At 63.3% G+C, this 26,317-nt stretch carries 27 protein-coding genes and 3 tRNA genes; 13 read left to right on the top strand and 17 right to left on the bottom strand.

The window, feature by feature from the left end; genetic code table 11:
• The first annotated feature begins 102 nt into the window (after positions 1–102).
• From KVG96_RS11830 to KVG96_RS11790, 9 genes are all read left to right on the top strand, one after another.
• The gene (locus KVG96_RS11830) at positions 103–861 is read left to right on the top strand and encodes a carbon-nitrogen hydrolase family protein (protein ID WP_217892228.1); all 759 of its coding nucleotides are present in this window, start codon (positions 103–105) and stop codon (positions 859–861) included.
• Positions 862–1,305 (top strand): GNAT family N-acetyltransferase, encoded by a 444-nt coding sequence (locus KVG96_RS11825; protein WP_217892227.1) that lies wholly within the window; start codon positions 862–864, stop codon positions 1,303–1,305.
• Between the two features lie 128 nt (positions 1,306–1,433).
• Positions 1,434–2,075, top strand: coding sequence for a response regulator transcription factor GacA (gacA, locus tag KVG96_RS11820; RefSeq protein WP_085582564.1), 642 nt, complete (start codon positions 1,434–1,436; stop codon positions 2,073–2,075).
• Between the two features lie 2 nt (positions 2,076–2,077).
• On the top strand, positions 2,078–3,901 hold the full coding sequence (uvrC, locus tag KVG96_RS11815; protein ID WP_085582566.1) for an excinuclease ABC subunit UvrC: 1,824 nt from the start codon (positions 2,078–2,080) through the stop codon (positions 3,899–3,901).
• A 32-nt stretch (positions 3,902–3,933) separates the two neighbouring features.
• A complete protein-coding gene (pgsA, locus tag KVG96_RS11810) occupies positions 3,934–4,494 on the top strand; it encodes a CDP-diacylglycerol--glycerol-3-phosphate 3-phosphatidyltransferase (RefSeq protein ID WP_085582590.1) in 561 nt (186 codons plus the stop codon).
• 60 nt (positions 4,495–4,554) lie between these two features.
• Positions 4,555–4,630: transfer RNA gene (locus KVG96_RS11805), tRNA-Gly, on the top strand.
• A 46-nt stretch (positions 4,631–4,676) separates the two neighbouring features.
• Positions 4,677–4,750 (top strand) — tRNA-Cys (locus KVG96_RS11800).
• Between the two features lie 194 nt (positions 4,751–4,944).
• Positions 4,945–5,031: transfer RNA gene (locus KVG96_RS11795), tRNA-Leu, on the top strand.
• A gap of 146 nt (positions 5,032–5,177) precedes the next feature.
• Positions 5,178–5,615, top strand: coding sequence for a GNAT family N-acetyltransferase (locus KVG96_RS11790; protein WP_217892226.1), 438 nt, complete (start codon positions 5,178–5,180; stop codon positions 5,613–5,615).
• An 8-nt stretch (positions 5,616–5,623) separates the two neighbouring features.
• On the opposite strand, the gene KVG96_RS11785 is transcribed toward KVG96_RS11790, so the two are convergent.
• From KVG96_RS11785 to KVG96_RS11775, 3 genes are all read right to left on the bottom strand, one after another.
• Positions 5,624–7,477, bottom strand: coding sequence for an ABC transporter ATP-binding protein (locus tag KVG96_RS11785; protein WP_217892225.1), 1,854 nt, complete (start codon positions 7,475–7,477; stop codon positions 5,624–5,626).
• An 814-nt stretch (positions 7,478–8,291) separates the two neighbouring features.
• Positions 8,292–8,879, bottom strand: coding sequence for a DUF4123 domain-containing protein (locus KVG96_RS11780; RefSeq protein WP_217892224.1), 588 nt, complete (start codon positions 8,877–8,879; stop codon positions 8,292–8,294).
• The gene (locus KVG96_RS11775) at positions 8,876–10,987 is read right to left on the bottom strand and encodes a type VI secretion system Vgr family protein (protein WP_217892223.1); all 2,112 of its coding nucleotides are present in this window, start codon (positions 10,985–10,987) and stop codon (positions 8,876–8,878) included. The genes KVG96_RS11780 and KVG96_RS11775 overlap by 4 nt, the downstream gene beginning before the upstream one ends.
• Positions 10,988–11,253: 266 nt before the next feature.
• Between KVG96_RS11775 and KVG96_RS11770 the strand changes: the two genes are divergently transcribed.
• Positions 11,254–12,141, top strand: coding sequence for a GNAT family N-acetyltransferase (locus tag KVG96_RS11770; RefSeq protein WP_217892222.1), 888 nt, complete (start codon positions 11,254–11,256; stop codon positions 12,139–12,141).
• 23 nt (positions 12,142–12,164) lie between these two features.
• Positions 12,165–13,475, top strand: a complete 1,311-nt coding sequence (locus tag KVG96_RS11765) for a hypothetical protein (RefSeq protein ID WP_217892221.1) — start codon at positions 12,165–12,167, stop codon at positions 13,473–13,475.
• Between the two features lie 42 nt (positions 13,476–13,517).
• Here KVG96_RS11765 and KVG96_RS11760 read toward each other — a convergent pair whose 3' ends face one another.
• Positions 13,518–14,480, bottom strand: a complete 963-nt coding sequence (locus KVG96_RS11760) for a DUF72 domain-containing protein (RefSeq protein ID WP_217892220.1) — start codon at positions 14,478–14,480, stop codon at positions 13,518–13,520.
• 60 nt (positions 14,481–14,540) lie between these two features.
• The gene (locus KVG96_RS11755) at positions 14,541–15,017 is read right to left on the bottom strand and encodes a PA2171 family ribosome-binding persister protein (protein ID WP_217892219.1); all 477 of its coding nucleotides are present in this window, start codon (positions 15,015–15,017) and stop codon (positions 14,541–14,543) included.
• 267 nt (positions 15,018–15,284) lie between these two features.
• Here KVG96_RS11755 and ku point away from each other — a divergent pair, with 267 nt between their 5' ends.
• Together ku and ligD are read left to right on the top strand one after the other, a co-directional pair.
• Positions 15,285–16,118 (top strand): non-homologous end joining protein Ku, encoded by an 834-nt coding sequence (ku, locus tag KVG96_RS11750; protein ID WP_217892218.1) that lies wholly within the window; start codon positions 15,285–15,287, stop codon positions 16,116–16,118.
• A gap of 33 nt (positions 16,119–16,151) precedes the next feature.
• Positions 16,152–18,632: a DNA ligase D gene (gene ligD, locus KVG96_RS11745; protein WP_217892217.1), complete on the top strand. Its 2,481-nt coding sequence runs from the start codon at positions 16,152–16,154 to the stop codon at positions 18,630–18,632.
• Positions 18,633–18,637: 5 nt separating this feature from the next.
• Here the strand turns inward: ligD and KVG96_RS11740 are convergent, their stop codons facing one another.
• From KVG96_RS11740 to KVG96_RS11685, 12 genes are all read right to left on the bottom strand, one after another.
• A complete protein-coding gene (locus KVG96_RS11740; protein WP_217892216.1) occupies positions 18,638–19,309 on the bottom strand; it encodes a glycosyltransferase family 2 protein in 672 nt (223 codons plus the stop codon).
• Positions 19,306–19,917: a class I SAM-dependent DNA methyltransferase gene (locus tag KVG96_RS11735; RefSeq protein ID WP_217892215.1), complete on the bottom strand. Its 612-nt coding sequence runs from the start codon at positions 19,915–19,917 to the stop codon at positions 19,306–19,308. The genes KVG96_RS11740 and KVG96_RS11735 overlap by 4 nt, the downstream gene beginning before the upstream one ends.
• Positions 19,914–20,672, bottom strand: a complete 759-nt coding sequence (locus KVG96_RS11730; RefSeq protein WP_217892214.1) for a PIG-L deacetylase family protein — start codon at positions 20,670–20,672, stop codon at positions 19,914–19,916. Before KVG96_RS11730 ends, KVG96_RS11735 begins: the two co-directional genes overlap by 4 nt.
• Entirely contained in the window at positions 20,669–21,706 is a 1,038-nt protein-coding gene (locus tag KVG96_RS11725; protein ID WP_217892213.1) for an acyl-CoA dehydrogenase family protein, read from the bottom strand. Before KVG96_RS11725 ends, KVG96_RS11730 begins: the two co-directional genes overlap by 4 nt.
• A gap of 41 nt (positions 21,707–21,747) precedes the next feature.
• Positions 21,748–22,080, bottom strand: coding sequence for a hypothetical protein (locus KVG96_RS11720; RefSeq protein ID WP_217892212.1), 333 nt, complete (start codon positions 22,078–22,080; stop codon positions 21,748–21,750).
• Between the two features lie 57 nt (positions 22,081–22,137).
• Entirely contained in the window at positions 22,138–22,995 is an 858-nt protein-coding gene (locus KVG96_RS11715) for an SDR family oxidoreductase (RefSeq protein ID WP_217892211.1), read from the bottom strand.
• 144 nt (positions 22,996–23,139) lie between these two features.
• Complete coding sequence (locus KVG96_RS11710) at positions 23,140–23,406, bottom strand: hypothetical protein (RefSeq protein WP_217892210.1); 267 nt, start codon at positions 23,404–23,406, stop codon at positions 23,140–23,142.
• Positions 23,407–23,499: 93 nt separating this feature from the next.
• Positions 23,500–23,745 (bottom strand): DUF1652 domain-containing protein, encoded by a 246-nt coding sequence (locus KVG96_RS11705; protein ID WP_217892209.1) that lies wholly within the window; start codon positions 23,743–23,745, stop codon positions 23,500–23,502.
• Between the two features lie 91 nt (positions 23,746–23,836).
• On the bottom strand, positions 23,837–24,466 hold the full coding sequence (locus tag KVG96_RS11700; protein ID WP_217892208.1) for a LysE family translocator: 630 nt from the start codon (positions 24,464–24,466) through the stop codon (positions 23,837–23,839).
• A 124-nt stretch (positions 24,467–24,590) separates the two neighbouring features.
• Complete coding sequence (locus KVG96_RS11695; protein WP_085583945.1) at positions 24,591–24,821, bottom strand: hypothetical protein; 231 nt, start codon at positions 24,819–24,821, stop codon at positions 24,591–24,593.
• A gap of 131 nt (positions 24,822–24,952) precedes the next feature.
• The gene (locus KVG96_RS11690) at positions 24,953–25,183 is read right to left on the bottom strand and encodes a hypothetical protein (RefSeq protein WP_217892207.1); all 231 of its coding nucleotides are present in this window, start codon (positions 25,181–25,183) and stop codon (positions 24,953–24,955) included.
• 91 nt (positions 25,184–25,274) lie between these two features.
• A complete protein-coding gene (locus tag KVG96_RS11685; RefSeq protein ID WP_217892206.1) occupies positions 25,275–26,309 on the bottom strand; it encodes a DNA topoisomerase IB in 1,035 nt (344 codons plus the stop codon).
• Positions 26,310–26,317: the final 8 nt, after the last annotated feature.

Genomic DNA, 26,317 nt, shown 5'->3' with positions numbered 1-26,317 from the left:
AGCAATCAGAAATTGCTATCACAGGTTGCGTCAGTCTCTATCGCTTGAGTGCAGGCGGCGTTGTGACACACTCTGGCATCGAGCCATTCCCAAGGACCAACCATGTCAGATCTGACGATTGCCGCCGCCCAGTCCGTTTCCGTGAACGGCGACCTCGGCGCCAACATTGCGCGCCACTGCGGCTTCATCCGGCAGGCTGCCGAGCAGGGCGTCGAGCTGCTGGTCTTCCCAGAGCTGTCGCTCACCGGCTACGAGGGCGCGCTGGCCGCCGGCCTGGCCATCGATCCTCAGGACGCCGTGTTGCAACCGTTGCGCGATCTCGCCCGCGAGATGAAGGTGACCGCGGCGGTCGGCATGCCGATTCGGTTGCAGCCGCATGGCCCGGTGCTGATCGGCGCTTTGGTCATGGGCGCCGATGGTTCGCTGGGCGTCTACAGCAAGCAGCACTTGCATACGGGCGAGGATCGCTATTTCGCGCCGGGCCAGGGCGGTTCGGCATTGACGATCGGCGGCGAGACCGTCGCGCTGGCGGTCTGCGCCGACTTCACCCATGCCAGCCATGCCGCCGCAGCCCGACGGCTGGGCGCGCAGTGTTATGCCGCCGGCGTGCTGATCAGCGAAAAGGGCTATGGCCCCGACAGCACCCTGCTGCAAGGCTACGCCCGCGAGCATGGGATGACGGTGCTGATGGCCAACCATGGCGGCGAGACCGGCGGATGGCAGTCGGCCGGGCGCAGCGCCATCTGGGCCGCAGACGGGGCTCTGGTCGTCGCGGCGCCCGGTGCCGGAGACTGCCTGGTCGTCGCTCGGCGCCGGGCCGGCGCATGGCAGGGGCAGGTCACCGCTGTGTCGGAGGTGTGAATGGTGTTTGACCGACGGCCGGCAAGCCCCGCCGATCTGGCGTTTGCCCGGGAACTCACCTGCCGGAACATGCTGCGTTACTACATCCAGTACGATCTGCTGTGGCGGGACGAAGGGTTCGACGTGGGTTGGGCGGGGCGTGAAAACTGGCTGATCGTGCGTGACGGGGTGACGTCCGGCTTTTTCAGCCTGAGCCGCGATGCGCGGGCGATCTATATTCGTGAGTTGCAGGTTGCCGAAGCCTGTCGCCGTCAGGGTGCGGGCTCCTGGGCAATCGGTCAGGTTGTTGCGATGGCGCGTCAGGAACGGCGCCCGGCCGTGCGCCTGACCGTGTTCAAGAGCAATCCGGCCCGGAACTTGTATGAAAGACAGGGATTTGCCGTGCAGGGCGAGGACGAGTGTTTCCTGCGGATGGAATTGGATCCGAGTACGCTTGTGCTCTGAAACGCAGGCCCGGCAAGGGCTGGATGAAGAATTGAAACTTTTTATCTTCGGCTTTTCGCTAGGTCTGTCCGGTACTTTTTTGCTAAGGTGTCCGGCAACTCAATAAGACCGTTTCGCGAGGTGTCTGCTTGATTAGGGTGCTAGTGGTCGATGACCATGATCTCGTTCGTACAGGCATTACACGGATGCTGGCCGATATCGATGGCCTGCAGGTGGTCGGGCAGGCCGAGTCCGGGGAAGAGTCCCTGATCAAGGCCCGGGAACTGAAGCCCGATGTGGTGCTGATGGACGTCAAGATGCCCGGCATCGGCGGCCTGGAAGCCACGCGCAAGTTGCTGCGCAGCCATCCGGACATCAAGGTGGTCGCGGTGACCGTGTGCGAGGAAGACCCGTTTCCGACGCGGTTGCTCCAGGCAGGTGCCGCCGGTTACCTGACCAAGGGCGCCGGCCTGGCGGAAATGGTGCAGGCCATACGCCTGGTGTTCGCCGGTCAGCGCTACATCAGCCCGCAGATTGCCCAACAGTTGGCGATCAAGTCCTTTCAGCCCACCAACGACTCGCCGTTCGACGCCCTGTCCGAGCGTGAGATCCAGATCGCGTTGATGATCGTCGGCTGTCAGAAGGTTCAGATCATTTCCGACAAACTGTGCCTGTCGCCCAAAACCGTCAACACCTACCGTTACCGCATCTTCGAGAAGCTTTCGATCAGCAGCGATGTCGAGCTGACGCTGCTGGCGGTTCGTCACGGCATGGTGGACGCCAGCCTCTGACCATGGCCGACCCATTCGATTCCGGCGCCTTCCTGTCGACCGTCAGCGGGCGCCCCGGCGTGTACCGCATGTTCGACAGCGACGCGCGCCTGCTGTATGTCGGCAAGGCCAAGAACCTGAAAAAGCGCCTGGCCAGCTATTTCCGCAAGACCGGCCTCGCGCCGAAGACCGCCGCGCTGGTGGGCCGCATCGCCCAGGTCGAGACGACCATCACCGCCAACGAAACCGAGGCGCTGCTGCTTGAGCAGACGCTGATCAAGGAATGGCGGCCGCCGTACAACATCCTGTTGCGCGACGACAAGTCCTATCCCTATGTGTTCCTGTCCGACGGCCCGTTTCCGCGGCTGAGCATCCATCGTGGCGCCAAGAAGGCCAAGGGCAAGTACTTCGGCCCCTATCCCAGCGCCGGCGCGATCCGCGAAAGCCTCAGCCTGCTGCAGAAGACGTTCTTCGTGCGTCAGTGCGAGGACAGCTACTACAAGAACCGCACCCGTCCGTGCCTGCAGTACCAGATCAAGCGCTGCAAGGCGCCTTGCGTCGGGTTGGTCGAGCCGCAGGTGTACGCTGAGGACGTGCGCCACTCGGTGATGTTCCTCGAGGGGCGCAGCCATGCGTTGACCAATGAGCTGTCCACGGCGATGGAAGAGGCGGCGATCAATCTGGAGTTCGAGCATGCCGCCGAGCTGCGTGACCAGATAGCGCTGCTGCGCCGGGTTCAGGATCAGCAGAGCATGGAGGGCGGCACCGGCGACATCGATGTCATCGCCGCTTTCGTCAACCCGGGCGGCGCGTGCGTGCATTTGATCAGCGTGCGGGGCGGGCGGGTCCTGGGCAGCAAGAACTTCTTTCCGCAGGTCGGGATCGAGGAGGATGTCTCCGAGGTCATGTCGGCGTTCCTGGGCCAGTATTTCATCAGCAGCCCGGAGCGGGATCTGCCGAGCGAGCTGATCGTCAACGTGATGCACGACGACTTCCCGGCGCTGATCGAGGCGATCCACACGCTGCGCGGCCGGGAGCTGACCATCAGCCACCGTGTGCGCGGCACGCGGGCGCGCTGGCAGCAACTGGCGGTGACCAACGCGGAGCAGGCCCTGGGCGCGAGACTGGCCAACCGGCAGCATGTCGCCGCACGCTTCGAGGCCTTGGCCGACGTGCTGAACCTGGACGAACCGCCGCAGCGCCTGGAGTGCTACGACATCAGCCATTCCAGCGGCGAGGCGACCGTCGCCTCTTGCGTGGTGTTCGGCCCCGAGGGGGCGATCAAGTCGGACTACCGGCGCTACAACATCGAAGGCGTGACGGCCGGTGACGACTATGCCGCCATGCACCAGGCCCTGACCCGGCGCTTCAGCAAGCTGAAGGACGGGGAGGGCAAGTTGCCGGACATCCTGTTGGTGGACGGCGGCAAGGGGCAGCTGTCGATGGCCCGCGACGTGCTGAACGAACTGGCCGTGCCGGACCTGATCCTGCTCGGGGTGGCCAAGGGCGCGACCCGCAAGGCAGGCTTCGAGACTTTGTATCTGAATGATGCGGCGCATGAGTTCACCTTGCGCGGCGACTCGCCGGCGCTGCACCTGATCCAGCAGATCCGCGACGAAGCCCACCGGTTTGCGATCACCGGCCACCGGGCCCGGCGCGGCAAGGCCCGCCGCACCTCGACGCTGGAAGGCGTCGCCGGGGTAGGGCCGACCCGCCGCCGCGACTTGCTGAAACATTTTGGTGGATTGCAGGAGCTGTCTCGTGCAAGCATCGAAGAAATCGCCAAAGCACCGGGCATCAGCAAAAAGCTTGCAGAGTCGATTTATGCGAACCTGCATAGTGAGTAATATGCCCATTCACCTCGTAGCCAGTTGTGTCGATGAATATCCCAAACCTGATCACCGTACTCCGCGTCCTGCTCATCCCGATCTTCATTTTGCTGTTCTATTTGCCTTACCAGTGGAGCTACCTGGCTTCGAGCTCGGTGTTCGCCTTCGCTGCGGCAACCGACTGGCTTGACGGGTACCTGGCTCGCCGCCTGAAGCAAAGCACACCGTTCGGGGCGTTCCTCGATCCGGTGGCCGACAAGCTCATGGTGGCGGTGGCCCTGGTGCTGCTGGTGCAGGAACACGGCAACTTCTGGCTGACGCTGCCGGCCGCCGTCATCATCGGCCGCGAAATCGTCGTCTCGGCGCTGCGCGAGTGGATGGCGGAGCTGGGCGCCCGCGCCCATGTCGCCGTCTCGAACCTGGGCAAATGGAAAACCGCCGCGCAGATGCTCGCGCTGGTCATCCTGCTGGCCAATCCGAAGGACTTCAGCTTCTGGGTCCTGCTGGGCTACGCCTTGCTGATGGTCTCCGCCGGCCTGACGCTGTGGTCGATGGTTCAGTACCTGCGGGCTGCCTGGCCACACCTGAAGACCGATGTGGAAAAAAAATAAAACTTTTTTGAATCAAAGGGTTGACGGCGCTTCTTAAATCTATAGAATGCGCCACACCAAGCGGGAATAGCTCAGTTGGTAGAGCACGACCTTGCCAAGGTCGGGGTCGCGAGTTCGAGTCTCGTTTCCCGCTCCAATTTGTACACGTTTGTTGTTGTGCTACTAGACAGCAAATGTTTTGAGGCCGAGTAGCAAAATGGTTATGCAGTGGATTGCAAATCCACCTACGCCGGTTCGATTCCGACCTCGGCCTCCACTTTAAATAAGCTCCGTAGATCCATGATTTACGGAGCTTTTTTATTTTCAGCGCTGGCAACATTGAGACCTGAAAACGGCTTATGCCAACTTGCTTCACAGGGAAGTGATGTATATATTTCCCCGTCTGCTGTGCAGCCGCTCTTTCTGCCGGATCGGGAGAAGGGCAAAGACACAAAGCGACACCGCGCTACCGCCCGAATGGCGAAACTGGTAGACGCATGGGACTTAAAATCCCCCGCTCGTAAGGGCGTGCCGGTTCGATTCCGGCTTCGGGCACCATACAAATCAAAGGCTTGCGTGAGACTTCTCACGCAAGCCTTTTTGTTTTTGTTCCGCAAAGAGGAAAGTGCTTCCGCAATTCGCTGAACCGTCATCGATTCCAAGCTGAAGTACACTCCCGCCTGTCCAACCGGAGGGAAACGATTATGCACAGGGTTATCAGGCAAGCGGTGCCGGGCGATCTGGAGAGCCTTTACCGCCTCGATCCGCTGGCGGCAACCGATGCCGGCCGCCGCGCATTGATCGAAACGGCTGTGGGCTCGTCCGAGTGCTGGGTTGCCCTCGGATCACTCGACGCACGCGTTCCGGTCGGCTATGGCTGCCTGAACCAAGGCTTCTTCGGGCAATGGTTCATTTCGCTGGTGGTGGTTTCCACCGCCCACAGGCGCTGCGGGGTCGGGCGGCAGATCGTGGCCCATCTGGAGCGCGTCACGGGCGCTGAGAAAATCTTCACGTCTACCAATGCGTCGAACGTCCCCATGCGCCAGTTGCTGGCGCAGTCCGGGTTTCAGGCGAGCGGCGTCGTCGAGAATCTCGATCCGGGCGACCCTGAACTGATTTTTGTGAAGTTCCTGAGCCGCTGATCGCTCATCTATTCCATCGCCTGCGCCAACCCTTGGTCTTCACCCAGGAACCCACCGCTTTGATGCTGCCAGAGCCGGGCATAGATGCCGTTCCTCTCGAGCAGTTCGGCGTGGGTGCCTTGTTCGACGATACGCCCCTCGTCCATGACAATCAGGCGATCCATGGCCGCGATCGTGGACAGCCTGTGTGCGATGGCGATGACGGTCTTGCCCTGCATCATTTCGTCGAGGCTTTCCTGGATGGCGACTTCGACTTCCGAATCCAGGGCACTCGTGGCCTCGTCGAGCAACAGGATCGGGGCGTTCTTCAGCATCACGCGGGCAATGGCGATGCGCTGGCGTTGGCCGCCGGACAGCTTGATGCCGCGCTCGCCCACCAGGGTGTCGTAGCCGGTGTGGCCTTGCCGGTCGCTCAACTGGCGGATGAAACCGTCGGCCTGGGCGTTGGCGGCGGCCAGGCGGATCTGCTCATCGGTCGCGTCCGGCCGGCCGTAGGCGATGTTGTCGCGGATGGAGCGATGGAGCAGGGAGGTGTCTTGCGTGACCATGCCGATGGCGCTGCGCAGGCTGTCCTGGGTGACTTTGGCGATGTTCTGCCCGTCGATGCGGATCTCGCCGCTGTCGACGTCATGGAAACGCAGCAGCAGATTGATCAGCGTCGACTTGCCGGCGCCGGAGCGGCCTACCAAGCCGATCTTTTCGCCCGGGCGGATGTTCAGGCTCAGTCCGTCGAAGACCTGGCGTTCGCCGTTGTAGGTGAAACGCACCTTGTCGAAGGTCACTGCGCCGCCGAAGGGCACCAGCACGCCTGCGTTCGGCGCATCTTGCACCTTTGGCCCGCGGGTCAGGGTGGCCATGCCGTCTTGAACGGTGCCGATGTTTTCGAACAGCGATGTCATTTGCCACATGATCCAGTGCGACATGCCATTGATGCGCAACGCCATGGCGGTGATCGCGGCGACCGCCCCGGTGCCGACTTCGCCGTGGTGCCACAGCCACAGCGAATAACCGCCGGCGCCGAGTATCAGCGCCACCACCAACGCCTGGTTGACGATCTCGAACTGGCTGACCAGGCGCATCTGGCGAAACCCGGTCTGCTTGAAGTCCTCCATCGCCGCGCGTGCGAAATGGGCCTCCCGTTTGGAGTGGGAGAACAGTTTGACGGTGGTGATGTTGCTGTAGGCGTCCGAAACCCGTCCTGTCATCGAGGACCGGGCGTGGGCCTGCTCCTGCCCGACTTGCCCCAGGCGCGGTACGAAATACAGCATGGCCAGCCCGAACAGGGCGACCCACGCGATGAACGGCAGCATGAGCTTGAGATCGAAGCCGCCGGCCAGGGCGATGATCGCAATGAAGTAGACCCCGATGCCGGGGGCGATTTCGATGACGGTGAACAAGACTTCCCGCACGGACAGCGCCGTTTGCATCACCTTGGTCGTGACACGGCCGGCAAACTCATCGGCGAAGAATGAAAGGCTCTGGCGCAGCATCAGCCGGTGGAAGTCCCAGCGCAGTCTCAGCGGCAGGTTGATCGCCAGTATCTGGTGCTGCACCATCGTGCGCAGGGCCACCAGCCCGACGCTGGTGAGCAACACGACGCCGATGCCCCACAGCACTTGTGTTTCCTGGTCGCTCACCGCGCCGCCGGCCTGCCAGGTGGCGAGCAGATCCACGACTTGCCCGAGAAAGGCGAACAGCCAGGCTTCGTACACCGACACACCGGCGCTCAGCAGGGCGAGCGCAAGGACATAACCCCGGGCGCCGCGGGTGCAGGCCCACAGGAACCGAGCCAGGCCTACCGGCGGAGGCGGTGCCTCATCGGGTGGGAAAGGATCCAGCATTCGTTCAAACACGCGAAGCATTGTGGCCTCCGAAAGGGTCAAGGTGAGGGGATTGTGCCAGTGACGAGGATCGGATTCCTCGTGCGCCAAAAAATCTCATCGCCATCAGACGTACAACCCGGTGAACCTGGCCTTCGAGCCAGGTTTTTTATTGCGTTGGATCTGCCTGTCGTCAGCGCAGTGCCTTGTGCGGCAAGTTTTGGTGCCCGCTGCGGATGATGTTAGATTGCCTCCGTCTACAAGGAGAGTACTCGCGTGATAAGAAAACTTTCGGTAGTAACATTCTGTGTTGCATTGCTTTCCGGGTGCGCTACGACCCCTCAGCCGGTTCAGCGAATTCCATTCCCGGTTGAGGAGTATTCAAGGCTTCCTGCAAAAGGAACCGGAATTGTTGAAGGGCAGGCGTTCCTGAAGACCCGGGGCGGCGACGTGAAGTTCGGTGCCGGATCAGAGGTCACATTGGTCCCTGTCACCAGCTACTCAGAACAGTGGCATGACGTCTCATTCGTTCAACGTAAGCCGCTTGCACCGTCGGATCCCAGACAGATTCCTTTTGTCCGAACCACCCAAGCGGACGGAGGGGGCAACTTCAAATTCACAGATTTGCCTGCAGGACAGTATTTTGTCAGTGCCGAGGTGAGCTGGGAGGCTCCATCGCTTTACGGCGGTGTGACCCGACAGGGCGGCCGGATCGCAAGTCGCATAAAGGTCGTCGACGGTCAATCGACCCGAACCATGCTTACGTACTGACAGCATTCAACAAACCCGCTCCGGCGGGTTTTTGCTGCTTTTCGAATGCCGTTGTGGGGGGGGTAGTCTCTTTGAAGCGTTCACTTCATTTGAGCGAAGGCAGCGTGCGCACATGCCCGCCGGCCTCGGCAGAGGCGGACGCAACGGCTGGATAGGCAATCAGCGAACCGGCCGTTGTGGTTTCCGCCATGAACAGCAGGCAAGGGCCGAAGAGCGCGGAACGCTCCTCCGGCAGGCAGGTAGGCAAGTACGTGCGCAGCACCCTCGGATCGTAAAAGCGGAACACCAGCGGGTTGCCTGCGAAATCCTCGACCTTGAGCAATGTTCGAAAGTGGCGTCGTAGTTGGCGAAGGGATACGTCGGCCGGCGCAACGATAAAGTAGCCCCAATTGGATCCCCAACCGGCATCCAGCAGTGCGCCGGTGAACGGCTTGTTCGGGTCGAGATGAACCAGGTAGGGGGCGGCCGCGGACAGCGCCGGTTCGAGCTTGCCGGCATACAGGCAGATGAATTCGGCCTCGCTTGTACGGATCATGGGTTCGATCCGCTCGTCTCGTGCGCCGTCGAGCAATGCGTAAACCTGCGGCGCGCCGGGGTGAACGCCCTCGCTCCACAGTTCGCCCATGAGCCATGTCACCAGGCCAAGATCCAACTCAGGAAGGGCGTTGGTCATGAGCAGACCTCACAGAAGGGCGTGCCGTTTTCGGCCGCACGTTTGAGGGTCAGGGCCTGGCTGTTCTGACGTTGAAGGCGGGCCTGCTTGCGCTCGGCGATCGTGGGGGCAGGTACAGACGCCTCGGGCGGCCCGGCAACCGTGGCGGGCTTCAACAGTTGCCCGTTTTTATCCCGGTCCGCTGCCCATGGAATGACGGGCGCCAACACCGCAATCCCGCTCCCCACCCCCGGCGCGCCGCCGGTATTGGCCTTCACCTCGGCCCCGCTGATGGTCACGCCCCCCGCATCCACCTTCACGAAGCTTCCGCCGGCCTTGGCCGTCAGCTCCATGCCGCCCTCGACCACGACCTTCTCGCCGGCGTGGTAGTGGATCTCGGTGCCGGCCTCGACGAACTGCCCGGTGCCGACCTTCACGTGTTGGGTCACTGCGACGGTGAGGTGGTCGTCGGCGCGCATTTCACTGATGCGATTCAGATGAGTGATGCGGTGCTCCTCGACCTTGAACTCGCTGTAGGCGTTGGCCTCGACCGTGTCGTGGCGTTCGTTGCCGATGCGGATCCGCTGGTCGTGCTCGATGTTCTCGTCCCAGTCGCGCTGGGCGTGCAGGTAGATCTGCTCGGCGCCCTTGCGGTCCTCGATGCGCAGTTCGTTGTAGCCCTTGCCGCCGGGGGAGCTCAAGGTCTTGAAGGTGCTGCGGGTCTTGTTCGCGGGCAGGTCGTAGGGGACGACGTTTTCCTTGTGGTACAGGCAGCCGGTGACCAGCGGCTGGTCGGGGTCGCCCTCAAGGAAGGTGACCAGCACCTCCATGCCCACGCGGGGGATGGCGATGCCGCCGTAGGCCGCGCCGGCCCAGCCGCTGGCCACGCGCAGCCAGCAGGTGGTCTTGTCGTCGGCCTGGCCGTCGCGGTCCCAGTGGAACTGCACCTTGATCCGCCCGTACTGATCGCAGTGGATCTCCTCGCCGGCGGGTCCCGTGACGACGGCGGTCTGGCTGCCGAGCACGCGGGGCTTGGGGTGTTCGAGGGCCGGGCGGTAGTGGGCGTCCCACGGGGTGGCGAGGAAGGTGTTGCGGTAGCCCTGGTGGAAGTCGTCCTTGCCGTCGGTGACGTCGCTGGTGACGTTCTCGCCCAGGACCTGCGGCTGCTTGCCCTCGTGGATCACCTCCAGCAGCAGCCAGAGGTCGTTCCACTCGGCGCGCGGGTGCTCGGCCAGGGTCAGGAAGTGGCCGCAGGCCAGGGTCGGCTCGTCGCCCTTGCCCTCGGCCAGGGCGTAGTCGCTGCGGTGGCGTTCCAGGGCGCGGGTGGCCAGCTGCTTGCCGCGCTCGCGGGCGGTGAAGCGGCCGGGGTAGTCGTAGTCCTCAAGATCCGGCATGAACGCCGACTTGGCGGCGGCCTCGGGCAGGATCTTGGGCTTCTCGAAGTCGTAGTCGCGGCGGGCGACGCGGCTGGTGCGGGTCTCCAGGCGCAGGTTGAAGCGCTTGATGACCGGCTTGTCCGCGGCCATGCCGGAGTCCTGCTGGTAGCTGACCGGCTTGAGCTTGCGGAACACGGTCTGGTCGTCGCCGAACACCAGCTTGTGGCCGCCGGCGCTGTGCTGGAAATGGAAGTGGATGCCTTCCTCCTCGCACAGGCGCTGGATGAAGTGCAGGTCGGACTCGTCGTACTGCACGCAGTAGTCGCGCTCGGGGTACTCGGCGCCGAGCTGGAAGCTGTAGGCGTCGGCGAGGATGCCGCGGTCCTCCAGAACCCGGGCGATGATCTTGGGCACGGTGAGGTGCTGGAAGATCTGCTGGTCGTGGTTGTGGCGCAGGTAGGCCAGCTGCGGCACCAGGCTCAGGCTGTAGCGGGTGAGGGTGCGGCCGGAGTCGCCTTGCTCGATGCGGTACACCAGGCCATGGATCGTGCCCTCGCCGGTGGCGCCGAAGGTGAGGACGCCGGGCTTGTGTAGCAGCTCTTCGAGCGGGAGGTCGGGACGGGCGCTGACCAGTTCGAGGTCGAAGCAAAAAGGTTGGTTGAGGGCTTCGCGGCCAACGAAACCCAAGACCTGGAGATCGTTTGAAATGCCTTCGAGATTGAAGGTGATATGCGTCACGTTGGAATCGAGCATGCCTTGGGCTCCTTCCTGGAATCGCATGACGAAATCATGCGGGTGTGAGATCCATTCATGAAAACTGACACTGCTTATGGCTCAACGGTGAATGCCAGTCGTTCCGATGAACGCAGGTGCCAGGCTGCTTAGGCCTTGAGTGCGACGGGGTCAAGATAGTCTGCAAAATGGCTGGGTGCCACTATTCTGTGGAGCTTAAACCTTAAGAAAAAAGGCTGGACAGGCTAGGGACGGGCACTTGAATGCTTATGATCAGACGCGAGCAAATGGAAGCGTTCGACCGCGGTGCGCGGGAGCAGCTCGGCAGACGGGTAGTCAAGGATCTGGAGAAAACGGCGCCGCACAATTTGATGGGATTATCTGCGGTGGAGATTGATGCCCGTTTAAGGACCGCGCTAGAGAAGTCCGAGCAATATTCAGTGAGATCGGTTGCGGATCTTCGAGCGTTCGTTCGGTTGTCTTTCATCATCGGGCCTTTGTTTGCAGATTATTCCGCCGTGCGAGAGAAACTGGAAACAAGCGGGCAGGGCATGGACAGGCTCATGGCACCTCTGTTCGACGGCATGACGCCAGATGGATGGGCGTGTGCCACTGACTTCGATATCGTCACCCGAGCGCAGATTCCGTTTCCGTTCGATGCGCAACCAGAATGGCGGTCACCACAACGGGCGCATGCCTTCACACTGGATTCACCTTCGATATCGATTGAGCCCTTGGCGTCAGTCCATGCCGATTCCTACTTTCGCCACGCGCTCCATCCTGATGTCTGGAAGCTTGGCCGAATGCGGCCGTACACAAGCCTGGAGCAGGTTCAGGCGCACATCAGGTCAGTCAGTGCCGATGAGGGGCGCGAAGCGTACGCCATCAGCCACCCGGAGGCTGGGTGCGTCGGCGCAATCACCTTGCGTGAAGAACGGCTCTTTTCCTCTGTCGCCTATTGGGTCGCGAGGCCCTTTTGGGGACATGGTGTCGCTACCGCAGCCGTCGGAAAGCTACTTAACCATCTGAGCAGGAAATGTCATTCCATGAGCCTTCTGACGGAAATAGCTCGAACGAATGTGCCGTCAATACGATTGGTTGAGGTGTTGGGGGGAAAAGAAATAACACCGCCGAGCGACGGCACCTGCAACAGGATCTACGAATTTCGTATTTAGCGGCACTTCAGGAGCACGATGCCATGGAAGATACCAGATCTATGAGAATGATGGAGGATATTGAGTCGGTCTATGAGGATTATTACGAGGGAGATGAAGGCGAACCCATCATTATGGAAGAGTGCCCTAGTGCCGAAAACGATTCAATGGAAGTGCTGGAAGATGAGTTCAGCATAGAACTTGGGCTCGGCTATCCTGACAAGCCTGAAAAATTTCTGGAGTCAGCAAGCTCCGGGGCTGTAGCAAAGTGCTCTTATGTTGCCCGGTATCATATTAATCGTGGTCAAGGTGCGATGAAGTATCAACCCGTAAGCTGTTCGCGAATTCTGAATCGCAAAGCGTGCGAAGAATTGCGGCTGCGGCGGGGGACTCCTCGATTAAAGTTTTGTTTTGACATGCTGCTCGAGCCTCGTTGCAAGGCAGTCAATCGGAAGGTCATGACTGTTCCGTCAATAGGTTGTCCGAAGTTATTAAGTGATGTTGAGTTTTGTAAGGAACTGTTGTGGGCTGCGCACGCTGAAGAGCGGCCCACGTTTTTGGTTGTTCATGAAAGTGAGGCAAAAAGCTATGTGAAATATCTTGGGGAGGCCATGGCGCAGCTTGGTGTCGGAATTGTTGCATGGCGAAGCGATCAGGCGATTGCAGGATTCGGCATATCTAGGCTCGCAGCCCAACAGGCTGGCCTGTATTACGGTGAGCGCGGCATGGTAGTGATGTCAGATGTCAATGTTGTAAACAAGGGGAACTTGCAGAATGGTTACGAAACTGACCGCGAAAAAAATTATCCATTCCAGTCAACCTTTAGATATGCCTCTATGGGAAGCGGTGCGGGCACTCCGAGCCATCAGTGGAACATGCAATCGGCATCGGATGGGAGTGGTAAGCAGGTCGGTAAAATGGACGTCGTGAAAACTGAGGGCGGGGCTAAAAGGCCGCTTGAGCAGGTTATTATTATCGGCGACGAGCTGATGTATGACCCCTGTTTCATTACTTCATCGGAAGATTCGGATGTGACTGACACGTTTGTTGCGGAAGAAAACCTGTCGCGAAGGCGGGGTAACGTCACGCATAAAACATTTAGGGTGAAACAGAAGACCATAGAAAAAGTCAGTTTGGGCACTGAGTACTGGTCCAACGCATACGAGAAGATGCGGGATGAGTACCTGTCTACCTTGACTTGGGAGGATGAAGTCAAAATTGAATACCAGGGCGAGGTTGTCAGTGTCGGAAAGCTTTCTAAGGAATTTGAAGAAGAGTATGGAGTTCCAGCGGTTCGCATTCGCTCGTTGATGATAGAGAAAATTTTGCTCAAGTATAAAGAGAGGGCAATTTAGTTGGGGGGGAGTGATGTCTCTTTGCTGCTTGTTCTGATCCGATCATTTCAAGTTTGGTAGTTCAGGGTCGGTATTTTCATGCAAGCGGGAATCCATCTCCGGCAACGTCCCGGGCGTGACGGACAACTGAGCGGTCAGATCCAGCATTTCCAGCAGCCGGTGCGCGTCATAGGGGGCACGCACCTTGATGTCGTTATCGAAATAGCAGAAGACATCCCGCGACTTGCGCCGCCTGCCTGCCTTGTGCAGCACGAGACGGGCGTCTTCGGGCTGTTTTCCCCGCCGCCAGAGTTCAATGCGTTCATGCCAGCGCTGTAGCGCCTTTTCCGAGTATCCGCTGCTGTACAACTTCCTGTCTCCATGCAGGCGCATGTAGACGAAGTCGCTGGTCAGATCCTCGATGCAGGGCCATTTGCCGGCGGTGTCGGCCACCACCAGCGCGACGTCATGACGGCGCAGCAACTCCACGAACGCCGGCGTCAGGAAACTCTCATTGCGGATTTCCACCGCGTGGCGCACGGCCAGTCCGGCGGCGCTCTCCAGGTATCCTTCTTTGTGCAGTCGTTCGTGGCTGTGTTTGGCCAGGCGCTTGGCGGCGTTGCTGGTGTGGGGCAATTGCCGGAGAAATTCGTCGAACAGGTTTTCGTCGAACCTGAAACTGGGCGGAAACTGCCACAAGATCGGCCCCAGCTTGCGGCGTAGTCGGAGCACGCCCGACGCAAAGAAGTTGGCCAAAGGCTCTTCGATGTCCCGCAGGCGTTTGACATGGGTGATGAAGCGGGGCGCCTTGACGCTGAACACGAAATCGTCCGGGGTCTGCCGGGCCCAATCCGCATACCGGTCGGGCGTTTGCAGGGCATAGAACGAACCGTTGATTTCGATGCTGTTGACGGCCCGCGAAGCGAAGGCGAGTTCTTTTCTTTGAATGAGGCCTTCAGGATAAAAATCGCCTCGCCAAGGGGCATAGCGCCAGCCTGATATGCCGATGCGCACATCACTGCCCATCGTCAGCCCCCTGTGCCGCCACATCATCCTGGACGATGACGGTGCGTTCGCGACGCCTGCTCATGCCGCGATGTGCTCGGTGGCCATCTCTTTTTTGAGCTTGCCTTTCAGGTTTTCCATCTGCTTGCCCAACTCATCCAGCGTGGCCTTGCCCAGGAGTTTTCTGGCCTGGGGAAACATCTCTTTTTCTTCCTCTTCGATGTGATGCTCCAGCAGCTCGCGCACCACCTTCACTCGGCCGGCGAATTCGGGCGTTCCCGGGTCGGTGGCTTTGAGGTCTGGCAGCACCAGGCTATCGACGGTGCGGTGTTCTTCCTTGGCTTCGAAATACATCACGTCCTGTTCTTTGCTGCCGGCCTGCTTGAAGGCCGGGTAGAGAATGTCCTCTTCCAGGCGCGTATGGATGGAGATTTCCGTCTCCAGTTTGCCCAGCAGTTCGGTGCGTTTTTTCAAGGCCCGTTCCGTCGATTCGCTCAAGCGGGCAAGGATGTCCTTGACGCGTTCGTGGTCGGCTTTAAGAAGGTCGATGGCGTTCATGGCGCTTACCTTTTGGGATGAATGGATCACAGGCGTGATTGCTGATTCATCGCATAGGACGTGCCAACCCGGTGCTGACGAAAGCGGCAAGCGAATCAGCGGGTTGCAGGCGCCAGTCGCAAAGGGCCTTCATGCAGCCTGCATGAAACGCGGTGGGCCGGCATTGCAGATTACGGACACGGTTCGACCGGCATTCTTTTTGAACTCCCCGATGCCCGGAACGCTCCACCCAACAAACCGCTCCTCAAACTCATTCAGGAGACCGACATGGCCCGTGCGATCTGGAAAGGTGCGATCAGCTTCGGACTGGTGCACATCCCGGTGTCCTTGAGTTCTGCCGTCGTCAGCCAGCGGCTGGATTTCGACTGGCTGGACAAGCGCAGCATGGAGCCGGTCGGCTATCGGCGGATCAACAAGGTCAGCGGCAAGGAGATCGACAAGGACAACATCGTCAAGGGCATCGAGTTCGAGAAAGGGCGCTACGTGGTCATCAGCGAAGACGAGATCCGCAAAGCCCGGCCCGAGGCGACCCAGACCATCGACATCTTCTCCTTCGTCGCGGCCGACGAGATTCCTCTCCAGCATTTCGACACGCCTTATTACCTGAGCCCGGACCGGCGCGGCGGCAAGGTCTACGCGCTGCTGCGGGAGACGCTGACCGCTTCGGGCAAAGTCGCCCTGGCGCGGGTGGTGCTGCATACGCAGCAGCATCTGGCGCTGTTGCGCCCGTTGGAGGATGCGCTGGTGATGATCACCCTGCGCTGGCCCGACGAGGTGCGCAGCCTCGAAGGCCTGGAACTGGACGCTAGCGTCACCCAGCCCAAGCTGGACAAGAAGGAACTGCAGATGGCCAAGCGTCTGGTGGACGACATGAGCAGCCATTGGGAGCCGGAGCAGTACCTGGACGACTTCAAGGACACCATCATGGCCCTGGTCGAAGAAAAGGCGAGCAAAGGCAAGATCGCCACGGTGGCCGCGCCGGACACCGCCGCCGAGCGCAAAGAGACCAACATCGTCGACCTAACCGAACTGCTCAAGCGCAGCCTGGGCGGCGGCAAGGCCAAGCCAGCGCCCAAACGCACCCGCCGCAAGGCGTCGTAGCCACGCAGCCCCGACGGATCATGGAGCCGTGACATGGCCAAACCCCTGACGGAATACCAACGCAAGCGCAACTTCGACGCCACTCCCGAACCCGCAGGCAAACGGGCGCGCGGCAGCAAGGCCAAGGCGCTGCAGTTCTGCATCCAGAAGCATGACGCCAGCCACCTGCACTACGACTTCCGCCTGGAGCTGGACGGCACGCTCAAGAGCTGGGCCATCCCCAAAGGCCCTTCGCTCGATCCTTCGGTGCGGCGGTTGGCGGTGCATGTCGAAGATCACCCGCTGGACTACGCGACGTTCGAGGGGCACATCCCGCAGGGCCACTACGGTGCCGGGGATGTGATCGTCTGGGACCGCGGCGTCTGGGTGCCCGAAGGCGATCCCCATGAAGGCTACACGAAGGGCAAGTTGCGGTTTCACTTGCAGGGCGAAAAACTGGCGGGCGCCTGGAATTTGTTCCGCACCCGGCTGGCGGGCAAGAAGGAGCAGTGGCTGCTGGTCAAGTCCGATGACGACCAGGCCCGGGCCGAAGCCGACTACGACGTGCTGGAGGCGCGCCCGGACAGCGTCTTGAGCGACCGCACGCTGATCGCGCAGCCGCCGAAAGCGGCCACCGCCAAGGCCAGAGGCAAGGCCAGAGGCAAGGCCGAACCGCGCACGGCGCTGCCGGCCTCGCTCAAGCCCGAACTGGCCACCTTGGTGGATTCGCCGCCGCCGGGTGACTGGTGCTACGAGATCAAGTTCGACGGTTACCGCATGCTGGCCCGGATCGACGGCAAGCAGGTGAAGCTGTTCACCCGCAGCGGGCTGGACTGGACGGCGAAGATGCCCCGGCAGGCCCGGGTGCTGGCCAGACTCGGACTGAAGTCCGCCTGGCTGGACGGCGAGATGGTGGTGGTCGGCGATGACGGCATCGCCGATTTCCAGGCGTTGCAGAACGCCTTTGATGAGCACGCCGACGCACGCATCGTCTACTACGTTTTCGATGCGCCTTTCCTGAACGGCCAGGATCTGCGTGACCGACCCCTGAAGGAGCGCCGCGCTGCACTGCAAGCCTTGCTCACGGATAACAAGGCTGCGCCGCTGCGCTACTCCGAGTCCTTCGACCAGCCTGTCGCGTCTTTGCTGGCGAGTGCCTGCGACATGAAGCTTGAAGGGTTGATCGGCAAGCGGGCCGACAGCCTCTATGTCGGCCGCCGAAGCCCCGACTGGATCAAGCTCAAGTGCAGCCAGCGACAGGAGTTCGTGATCGTCGGCTACACCGAACCCAAGGGCACCCGCAGTGCGTTCGGCGCTCTGTTGCTGGCCTTGCACGACCAGGACAGCGGCACCTTGCGCTACGCCGGCAAGGTCGGCACCGGGTTCAGCGCCACGACTCTGCAGCACATCCACTCGCGCCTGAAACCGCTGACGGTAAGCCGCAGCCCGTTGAAGAAAAACCCGGCCGGTATTTCGCTCCGCGAGGTGCACTGGGTCAAGCCTGAACTGCTGGCCGAAGTCGCTTACGGCCAGATGACCCGTGACGGCGTGGTGCGCCATTCGGTGTTCCATGGCTTGCGCGACGACAAACCGGCCGACGCTGTGGCGGCGGAACGCCCGGCGCCGGCGAAGGCCAAGGGCAGCCCGGCCGGCGGCCGCTGGCACCTGACCCATCCCGACCGCATCGTCGACGCCAGCAGCGGCGCCACCAAGGGTCAGGTCGCTGAGTATTACGCCCAGGTGGCGGACCGGATCCTGCCGCACCTGGCCCGGCGCCCGGTGGCCTTGGTGCGTGCGCCGGACGGCCTGGCCGGCGAGCTGTTCTTCCAGAAGCACGCCGCGCACCTGGCCATTCCCGGGCTGCGCCAGTACTCGAAGGCCGAAGCGGGGCAGGTGGCCATCATCCTCAATCAACTGCCGGCGCTGATGGGCGCGGTGCAGATGAACACGCTGGAACTGCATACCTGGAACGCCACGGCCAAGGACTTCGACAAGCCGGACCGGCTGATCCTGGATCTCGACCCGGATCCCGCGTTGCCCTGGAAAATGATGGTCGAGGCCACCGGGCTGACGCTGACCCTGCTCGATGAGCTCGGCCTGCAGGCGTTCCTCAAGACCAGCGGCGGCAAGGGCATGCACGTCGTGGTGCCGCTGGTGCGCCGGGCGGGCTGGGATGAGGTCAAGGCTTTCAGTCAGGCGATGGTTCAGCACCTGGCCGCGTTGTTCCCCGAGCGGATCTCGGCGGTCTCCGGGCCGAAAAACCGTGTGGGCAGGATCTTCATCGACTACCTGCGCAACGGCCGCGGCGCCACCACCGCCTGCGCGTATTCGCTGCGGGCCCGCGAGGGGCTGCCGGTGTCCGTGCCGATCCACCGCGACGAACTGGCGGACATCAAAGGCGCCGGACAATGGACCCTGTTCAACCTGGCGCAGCGGTTGGGTGAGGTGGACGACCCTTGGGCCGGGTACGGCGACGTGCGCCAGTCGATCACCGCAGTGATGCGCAAACAATTGGGCCTCAAGAAGCAGGCATGAGGCGGCTAGCCTGAACCGGCTTCTTCGCCGCGCACCAGGCTTCGCAGGTAGCCGGCAAAACCGTCCCGAGCCCGCCCCTCCAGCCGTGCGCTGGTGACCACCCGCGGCCTCTGGCTCCAGGAGATGCTGGCGCCTGAGCGCTCGAAGTCCTTGACCAGGCACACGTCCTCGTCCACCGGCAGATGCTTGAACCCGCCGGCCCGCAGGTACGCCACGGCGCAAAAGCCCAGGTTGGCGCCATGAATGTGGCGATGGTTCTCCGCGTGGGTATAGGCGTCGGCGTAACGCTGCCGGATCGCCATGCCGATTCCGCCCCAGTCGCGCACGTGCACCGTGCCGCACACCATGTCCGCGTCAAGCGACAGCTGGGCCACCAGCCAGTCCGGTGCCACTTCGCTGTCCGCATCGGTGCAGGCGATCCAGCGTGCGCCCAAGGCGATCAAATGGCTGACGCCGATGCCGCGGGCATAGCCGACATTGCGGGCGCTGACGCTCAGGCACTCGATGCCGGCATCTGCGGCGACGGCTCCGCTGCCGTCGACGCAGTCATCGAGCACCAGCAGGACCCGTACGGTTTCCCCGGCCAGGCCGGGATGGCACGCCGCCAGGCACAGGGCGCTCAGGCAGTCGGCCAGCAGCGCTTGCTCATTGTGGGCCGGCACCACGACCCCGATCACGGCGTGCGCTCCGTCAGGCCTTCGCGGTCGGCGACGGACAGGTCGCTGCCTTCCCAGACCTCCAGCAGAAAGTCCGCTTCCTCGTGGCGCACCGAACGGCTCAGGTGCAGGTGTTCGTACAGACACGCATGCACCTGGTCGCCGGTCTGCGGGCACACCGCAACCGGATGGCGCCAATGGCAGGCAAGCAGGGCGCCGTCGGCGGTGAGCGCGGCCCTCACCAACTCGACCATCCGGCGCAGGTCCGCCGCGTCGAGGTAGTAACCCAGCTCGCTGATGACGATCAGGTCGAAGGCGCCGCCCGGCCATTGGTCAGGCACGCGGGCCTGATAGGCGCGGGCATGGTCGGCCTTGTGAAGGCGCTCGGCCGCAAGCTTGACCGCCAGGGCCGAGACGTCGCAGCACAGCAGTCTGTCGCAACGCTCCGCCAGCCTGACGCTCAGCTCGCCATTGGCGCACCCGGCCTCGAAGCCCCGGCGGTAGCGGCGTTGCGGCAGCGCGGCCAGGGCGATGTCACGCTTGCGTCGTTCGTACCAGCGTTCACGCATGAACCAGGGATCGGGGCTGCGACTGAACAGATGGTCGAAATAGGCATTGGCGACGCTCATAGAAACACCACTTCAAAGTCGTGCAACAGACGCTCCAGGGTGCGGGGCGTCAGCACGGGAGGGTTGCCCGATGCCGGATCGGGTTCGGTCTGGCTGGCGAAGGCCTGCACCGCATGCCGCTTGCGCGCCAGGACGGCCTCGTCCAGGAACACCTTGCGGGCGCGCCGCCACGGGATGCGGGGATCCTGCGCAGCGGCCCAGTGCCAGGCCCAGATGGGCACCTCAAGCACGCGCGCGCCGACCTGTCTTGCCGCTGCGGCGCTGGCGCGGCCGACGGCTTCATGGTCGCAATGGCCGTCCTGGCGCCAGGTGGTGAAAACGGTGTCGCCGGGGCGCAGGCAGTCCACCAGGAAATCCGCCAACGGCTGTTCGTGCTGCGCGACGGCCGTGTCGGGAAAGCCGCCGTGCAGCCAGGTCAGCCGCTCGTCCGGGATGCCGAGACGGGCGAGAGCCTGCGCGCTTTCCTGCCGACGAGTCGCCCGCAGGCGGCCCGACGTCCACCAGGCGGATCCGGGGTGGCTGGCCTCGCCGTCGGTCACCGACACCAGCAGGATGTGCCGGCCTTCGCGGGCGAGCGCCTGCAGCAGTCCGCCGCAGCCCAGCACTTCGTCGTCCGGATGGGGCGAGACGATGACCGCGCGCGACCCGTTCGGCACCAGCGCCTGCGCCTGAACCGGCGTGACCTCGGCGAGCCGGCGCGAAGCCTGCCAGGCCTCGGGTGAGGTGCCTTGTCCCGTGATGGGGTTGGCGCTCATGGCATCCAGCTCCCCGGCCGCTCGCGGGCGGCGACCGCGCCCAGCGCCGCATGGTCGCGCTCGGCGTGGCTTTGCCGCAGGTACACCGGCAGGTCGCATAAGTGGCGGGCCAGATGGGCGTCACGGCAGTAGGCGGTGGCCCCCAACGCCCGTCCCGCATGGCTGATCACCTGTCCGGCGCTGTGTTCGCATTGGGCCCGCAGGCGTTGTGCGGGGAGCAGGGCGTCTGCGGTGGGATGACGGTCTATCCAGTGCGCCGTGGCGCGCAGCAGGTTGGCGGTGCAGTGGAGCGAATAGTCCACCGCGCCCAGGTGGGCCAGGCCGTGCGGGTCTTCGCTGCGGGTGCAGTGCTTGCGCAAGGCTTCCGCGATGACCTGCGCCGACCCGAACCAGCAGACGGCGATGCCGGCGCCGCCGTGCCAGAAGCCGGCCCGCGCCAAATAGCCGCCTGGCGGTCCGACCGGATGGGCCTGCGCACCGTCGAACTGCACCTCCACGCTTCGCGTGGCCGCCATGCCGACGGCCTGCCAGCCGTTGCCGGTGACGTGCACGCCGGGTTGATCAAGCGCGACCGCCACCAGTTGCTGCTGGCCGTCCGGATTCCAGGCCGTGAGCAAGGCATGGCTGACGGTGGTCGCGCCGGAGCACCAGGCCTTGACTCCGTGCAGGCGCACGCGGCCGTCGTGGCGCGGGGCCTGGACGGTGACCTTGGCTTGCGGCGGTTCGGCGGCCCACATGCCCCATGTGCTGCCGGGCGGGAGGGCGGGTGCCGCCCAGTGATGCATGATCGCCCGCGCATCGGTGTGCCCTTCATAGAGCTTGCACAGGCTGAGGTCGAACGCCGCGACCCTTGCCAGGGCCTGCCAGCGCAGCAGCGTGCTGCCTTGTCCGGGCATCGGCAAGTCGTCCAGGCCGCTGCGGCACAGCGTCAGCAGGACGTGCGCCAGCGCCCGGGGCGTCAAGGCCGGCGGCAGCGTCTGCGCCTGCAAGGCGGCCTCCAGGGCGGATATCGAGAAGCGGTGGGGTTCACTCATTGGCGGATCTCTCTCACTGGGCACGGCGGGCCGGCAGTGGTTCAGCGCCCGGTGAGGCGCAGGACGGGTTCATGGGCGATCGCCTGACGGGGTTTTCCTGCGCTCAACGGTCGGGGACGATCGGCCGGTGCGGCAGGCTCGGCAAACGTTTCGTTGACCAGGCGAAGATGCTCCTTGGCCTCCTGAAACTTCTCTTCGGCCTTGTTGCGCAACAGGTGGTACTGCTCAAAGGTGTCGACGTTCGTGCGGACGTTGGCGATCAACGCGAAGGCTTCTGCATTCAGGGCATGGGCCTGGCGGATCAGGCGCTGGTTCTGTTGCAGGGCGAACTCACGGCAAGCGCGGGTCTGGGTGTGCTGGCGGGGACTGGGCATGATGCGTTTCCTGATGGGGCGAAAGTGGGAGCGTGCGCCGGCAGGCCGGCATGGGGTCTACAGGATCGGTTTGCCTCCGGTCACGCCAAACCGCGAGCCGGACACGTAGCTGGACTCGTCGCTGGCCAGCAGCACGTAGAGCGGCGCCACCTCCACCGGCTGTCCCGGGCGCCTCAGCGGGGTGTTGTCGCCGAAATGCGTCACCTTGTCCGGCGGCATGGTGGAGACGATGAGCGGTGTCCAGATGGGGCCGGGCGCAACGCTGTTGACCCGGATGCCTTGCTCGCCCAGCAATTGGGCGAGGCCTGCCGTGAAGTTGGCGATTGCGCCTTTGGTGGTGGCGTAGGCGAGCAGGGTCGGGTTGGGCGCGTCGGAGTTGATCGAGCTGGTGTTGATGATCGAGCCGCCCGCCGGCATGTGTGGCACCGCGGCCTGGCAGAGGCGGAAGATCGCCGTGATGTTCACATCGAACGTCATCTGCCATTCCTCGTCGCTGATGTCGGCCAGCGTGGGATGTGTCATCTGGAATGCGGCATTGTTGACCAGGATGTCGACGCGGCCGAAGCGTTCCACGGTGCGGGCGACGATGTCGAGGCATTGCTGCCGGCGGGCCAGGTCGCCCGGCAGCAGCAGGCATTGGCGGCCGGCCTGCTCGACCCAACGGGCGGTTTCCTGGGCATCTTCGTGCTCGTCGAGGTAGGCGATCGCCACGTCCGCCCCTTCGCGGGCGAAGGCAATGGCGACGGCGCGGCCGATGCCGCTGTCAGCGCCGGTGATCAGCGCGGCCTTGCCGGCCAGCCGGCCCGATCCGCGGTAACTCTGCTCGCCGCAGTCCGGGCGGGGATCCATCAGCGTCTGGCGGCCCGGAACCGGTTGCGACTGAGGCGGGAAGGGTGGGCGGGGATAAGCAGGCATGGCGGCATCTCCAGATGAACGACGAGGCGTGACGTTCCGTTCAATTGGGAGCCGAGCGGTGTGAATTAAGTTGAGAATTATTGGCAAATCAGCGACGGACGGTCGAGACCCCCCGGGTTCGAGCCGAAGCCAAAAAGGACAGGCTCAGCTTCCGTCCTGCTTTGTCCCTTCGTCCGATGATTCGGCGTCTCTTTTCTGGGTATTCGGATCGGCTCCGGAGTTCGATCCCGAGGCTTCCTCGCCTTTCTTGTCGGCCTTGTCGTCTCCGGCGGCCGAGCCGCCCTGGTTCAGGCCCGGCACGGCGCTGGGGGGAACGGCGGATTCTTGCGCGGCCTTCTCGGCCGCCATCGCAAACAGCGGGCAGGACGACAGCAGACCGGCCAGCGTCAGCACCGTGATCTTTCTGTTCATGGCACACACCTCTTGTCAGCCAGGGCATACCGCGTTGGAACGTCGGACGCAGGCAAAGGTGCAGGTCGGCTGACCGGTGGCAGGGCGGGACCGTCAATGAAGATGGGATGTTTGCCGCGACAGGACCATTTCCTGGAGGATCTCCCTGGCCAGCCTGTTGATGCCGGCGTCGTCCCGGTACTTCGACCGGTCGATGCTGGCGATGGTGAACTGATGCCCGTCCGGCCCTGTCACCTCGACGGACAGGCTGCCGTCCTCGTTGATCGAGCACGCGACAGCGCACTGCGGCAGACGATCCAGCAGCACGCTTTCGAGTTCATTCTTGCTCAGGGTGTCCATGTTGCGTTTCATCTCCGCTGCCCACGGCATGGTAAGGCTAGACGCTGCGGGGACGGTGTAAAGGGTGGCCAGATGATTCCAGCGGGCCTGCCTATTCCGGCCGTCCCAGGAGCAACACCCGTGCTGCCAGGGCCGTCATGACCGCCGCCAGGCCGTAACGCCCCCAACGCTTGGACAACCGGCTGGCGGACATGCGGCCGTGAAGGCGTCCGGCACCGCAGGCCAGCAGGGCGTGGAAGACCCAGGCGATCAGCGCCAACAGCACGCCGAGAAACAGCAGTTGCAGGGTGATGTTGTCGCCCCCCGGGGTGACGAACTGCGGCAGGAACACCATGAAGAACAGCAGCGCCTTGGGGTTCAACAGGCTGTTGAGCGTGGCTTGGGCGAACACCTTGCGCAGTGAGGCCTGCGTCGTCTGCGCTTCGCGGTCTTCAGGGGCGGTCTTCAGGGCCTGCCAGGCCAGCCACATCAGGTAACAGGCGCCGCCCCAGCGCAGCCAGTCGAAGGCGGGCGCCCAGCTCATCACCAGTGCGCCGAGCCCGGTGCCGACCGCCAGGGTCATCAGCACGTCGGCCACGGTGATGCCCAACGCAGCGGCCAGGCCTGCGCGCCGGCCGTGGGCCAGCGCATGGCTGGTGACGAACGTCATGTTCGGGCCGGGCACGATCAGCAACAGCAACGAGGCGACGATGAACAGGTAGAGATTGGCGGCGTCGGGCATCGGGGCGGCTTCCTGACAGGGAAGCGCTCATCCTAACCGGCCGTCATCGCAGGCCAGCAGATACAGTGGGCCTGCAATGCGCCGCAACAGTCAGGCATCCACGTGCGACATCGAAACGCCCGGATCACCTGAACCGTGGCAACGGCCGGTCCACAGGCTTGAGCGCCGACAGGGTACTGCGGATCAGCGGCGTGTCCTTCTCGATGTCGTTCAGACGGTCGCGGATGCGCAGGGCGGTGGGATGGCCGCCTTGGTGGTCGACCCAGTCGGCGATCTCTTTGCAGGCCGCCGCCAGGCGCGCCTGCCGCGCGTCGAGCAAGGTGAGGAGGGTGGTGATGGACTCTTTTTCGGACATGGAGCACCTCCGTTCATGAAACCGCTGCGCAGCAATGGGAAGTCAGCAAAAAAGCCCGCGACGCGCGAGCTCTCCGCCATGGGGCGCCGCTCCTTCAGCTGGTTTCAGTATAGACCCGCAAAACAGCCGCATCAGCCGCGGTTCTGGCGGGCCGGTAACGGTGAGCTGGCTGCGTTGAGCCGGCGGCATTCGCGCCGGGCGTCGTCCTCAAGGTCGTAGCCGTCGCCGATGAATCCGCCGGTGCGCGTGTCGCAGATGCGGAACCAGCCGATGGCCTCGGCGGGTTCGTGCAGGCTTTCCCCGGCGCGCCGCCCGTGGATGATGATCCGGTTGCAGCGCTTGACGATGAAAATGTCTTCCATGGCGTCACCACAGCGAATTCGTGTCAGATCAACTATAGAACCCTGTGCCGAACGTGCAAAAGACGGACAGGCCGGTTCGTCGGCCAGCGGCTTAAACCACCTCCGTCATGCCTTCGCGTTCCAGGAACATCGCCAGGGCGACCTCTTCGGCGCGCAGGCCCTTGCGCATGCGCGGGCGCGGCAGCCCGGCCAGTTCGCCGAGCATGAACCGATCGATCACCGCCGGGTGGATGTAGCACTTGCGGCACACCGCCGGCGTGTTGCCCAGCGCGCGGGCGACCTGCTTGATCATCTCCACCACCTGGCGCTTTGCTTCGGCTTCGGAGTCCCACCGCTGTTCGCGCAGAACCGCCAACGCCAGGGCGCTGCCGGCCCAGGTGCGGTAGTCCTTGGCGGTGAACTCGGCGCCGGTCAGGGCTTGCAGGCAGGCATTGACGTCGGAGGAGGTGACGGTGTGCCGCTCGCCGTTTTCGTCCAGGTACTGGAACAGGTTCTGGCCGGGCAGTTCGAGGCAGCGCCGGATGATCCGCGCCAGGCGCCGGTCCCGGACGGTGATCCGGTGCTCGATGCCGCTCTTGCCGCGGAACTGGAACAGGATCGCGCTGCCGTTGACCTCGACGTGCCGGTTGCGCAGGGTGGTCAGGCCGTACGAGCGGTTGTGCCGTGCGTACTGCGCATTGCCGACGCGGATCAGCGTGGCGTCCAGCAGCGTGATGACCGTGGCCATGACCTTGTCGCGGCTGAAGCCGGGCGGCAACAGCATGGCTTCGAGCCGTTTGCGCAGTTTCGGCAGCGCCAGGCCGAACGCGCGCAGCCGGGCGTACTTGTCGGCATCGCGCACTTCGCGCCAGCGCGGGTGATAGCGGTACTGCTTGCGGCCCCGGGCATCGCGTCCGGTGGCTTGCAGGTGGCCGTGGGCGTCGGGGCAGATCCACACATCGAGGTACGCCGGCGGAACCGCCAAGGCATTGATGCGCTGGATCTCGTCCGGGTCGGTGATGCGCCGGCCCGCCGGGTCGAAGTAGCGGAAGCTGCCGCGCACCTGCTTGCGGGTGATGCCGGGCCCGCTGTCATCGACGTAATGCAGGCCAGGCGGCAATGGGTCGGTGTGGACGGTATCGGCCATGTCGGACG

Source organism: Pseudomonas ekonensis, assembly GCF_019145435.1.
In the GTDB taxonomy this organism is placed as follows: Bacteria; Pseudomonadota; Gammaproteobacteria; order Pseudomonadales; family Pseudomonadaceae; genus Aquipseudomonas; species Aquipseudomonas ekonensis.
Note: the sequence above shows the minus strand (reverse complement) of the source record. Positions and strands in the feature narration are given on the sequence as shown.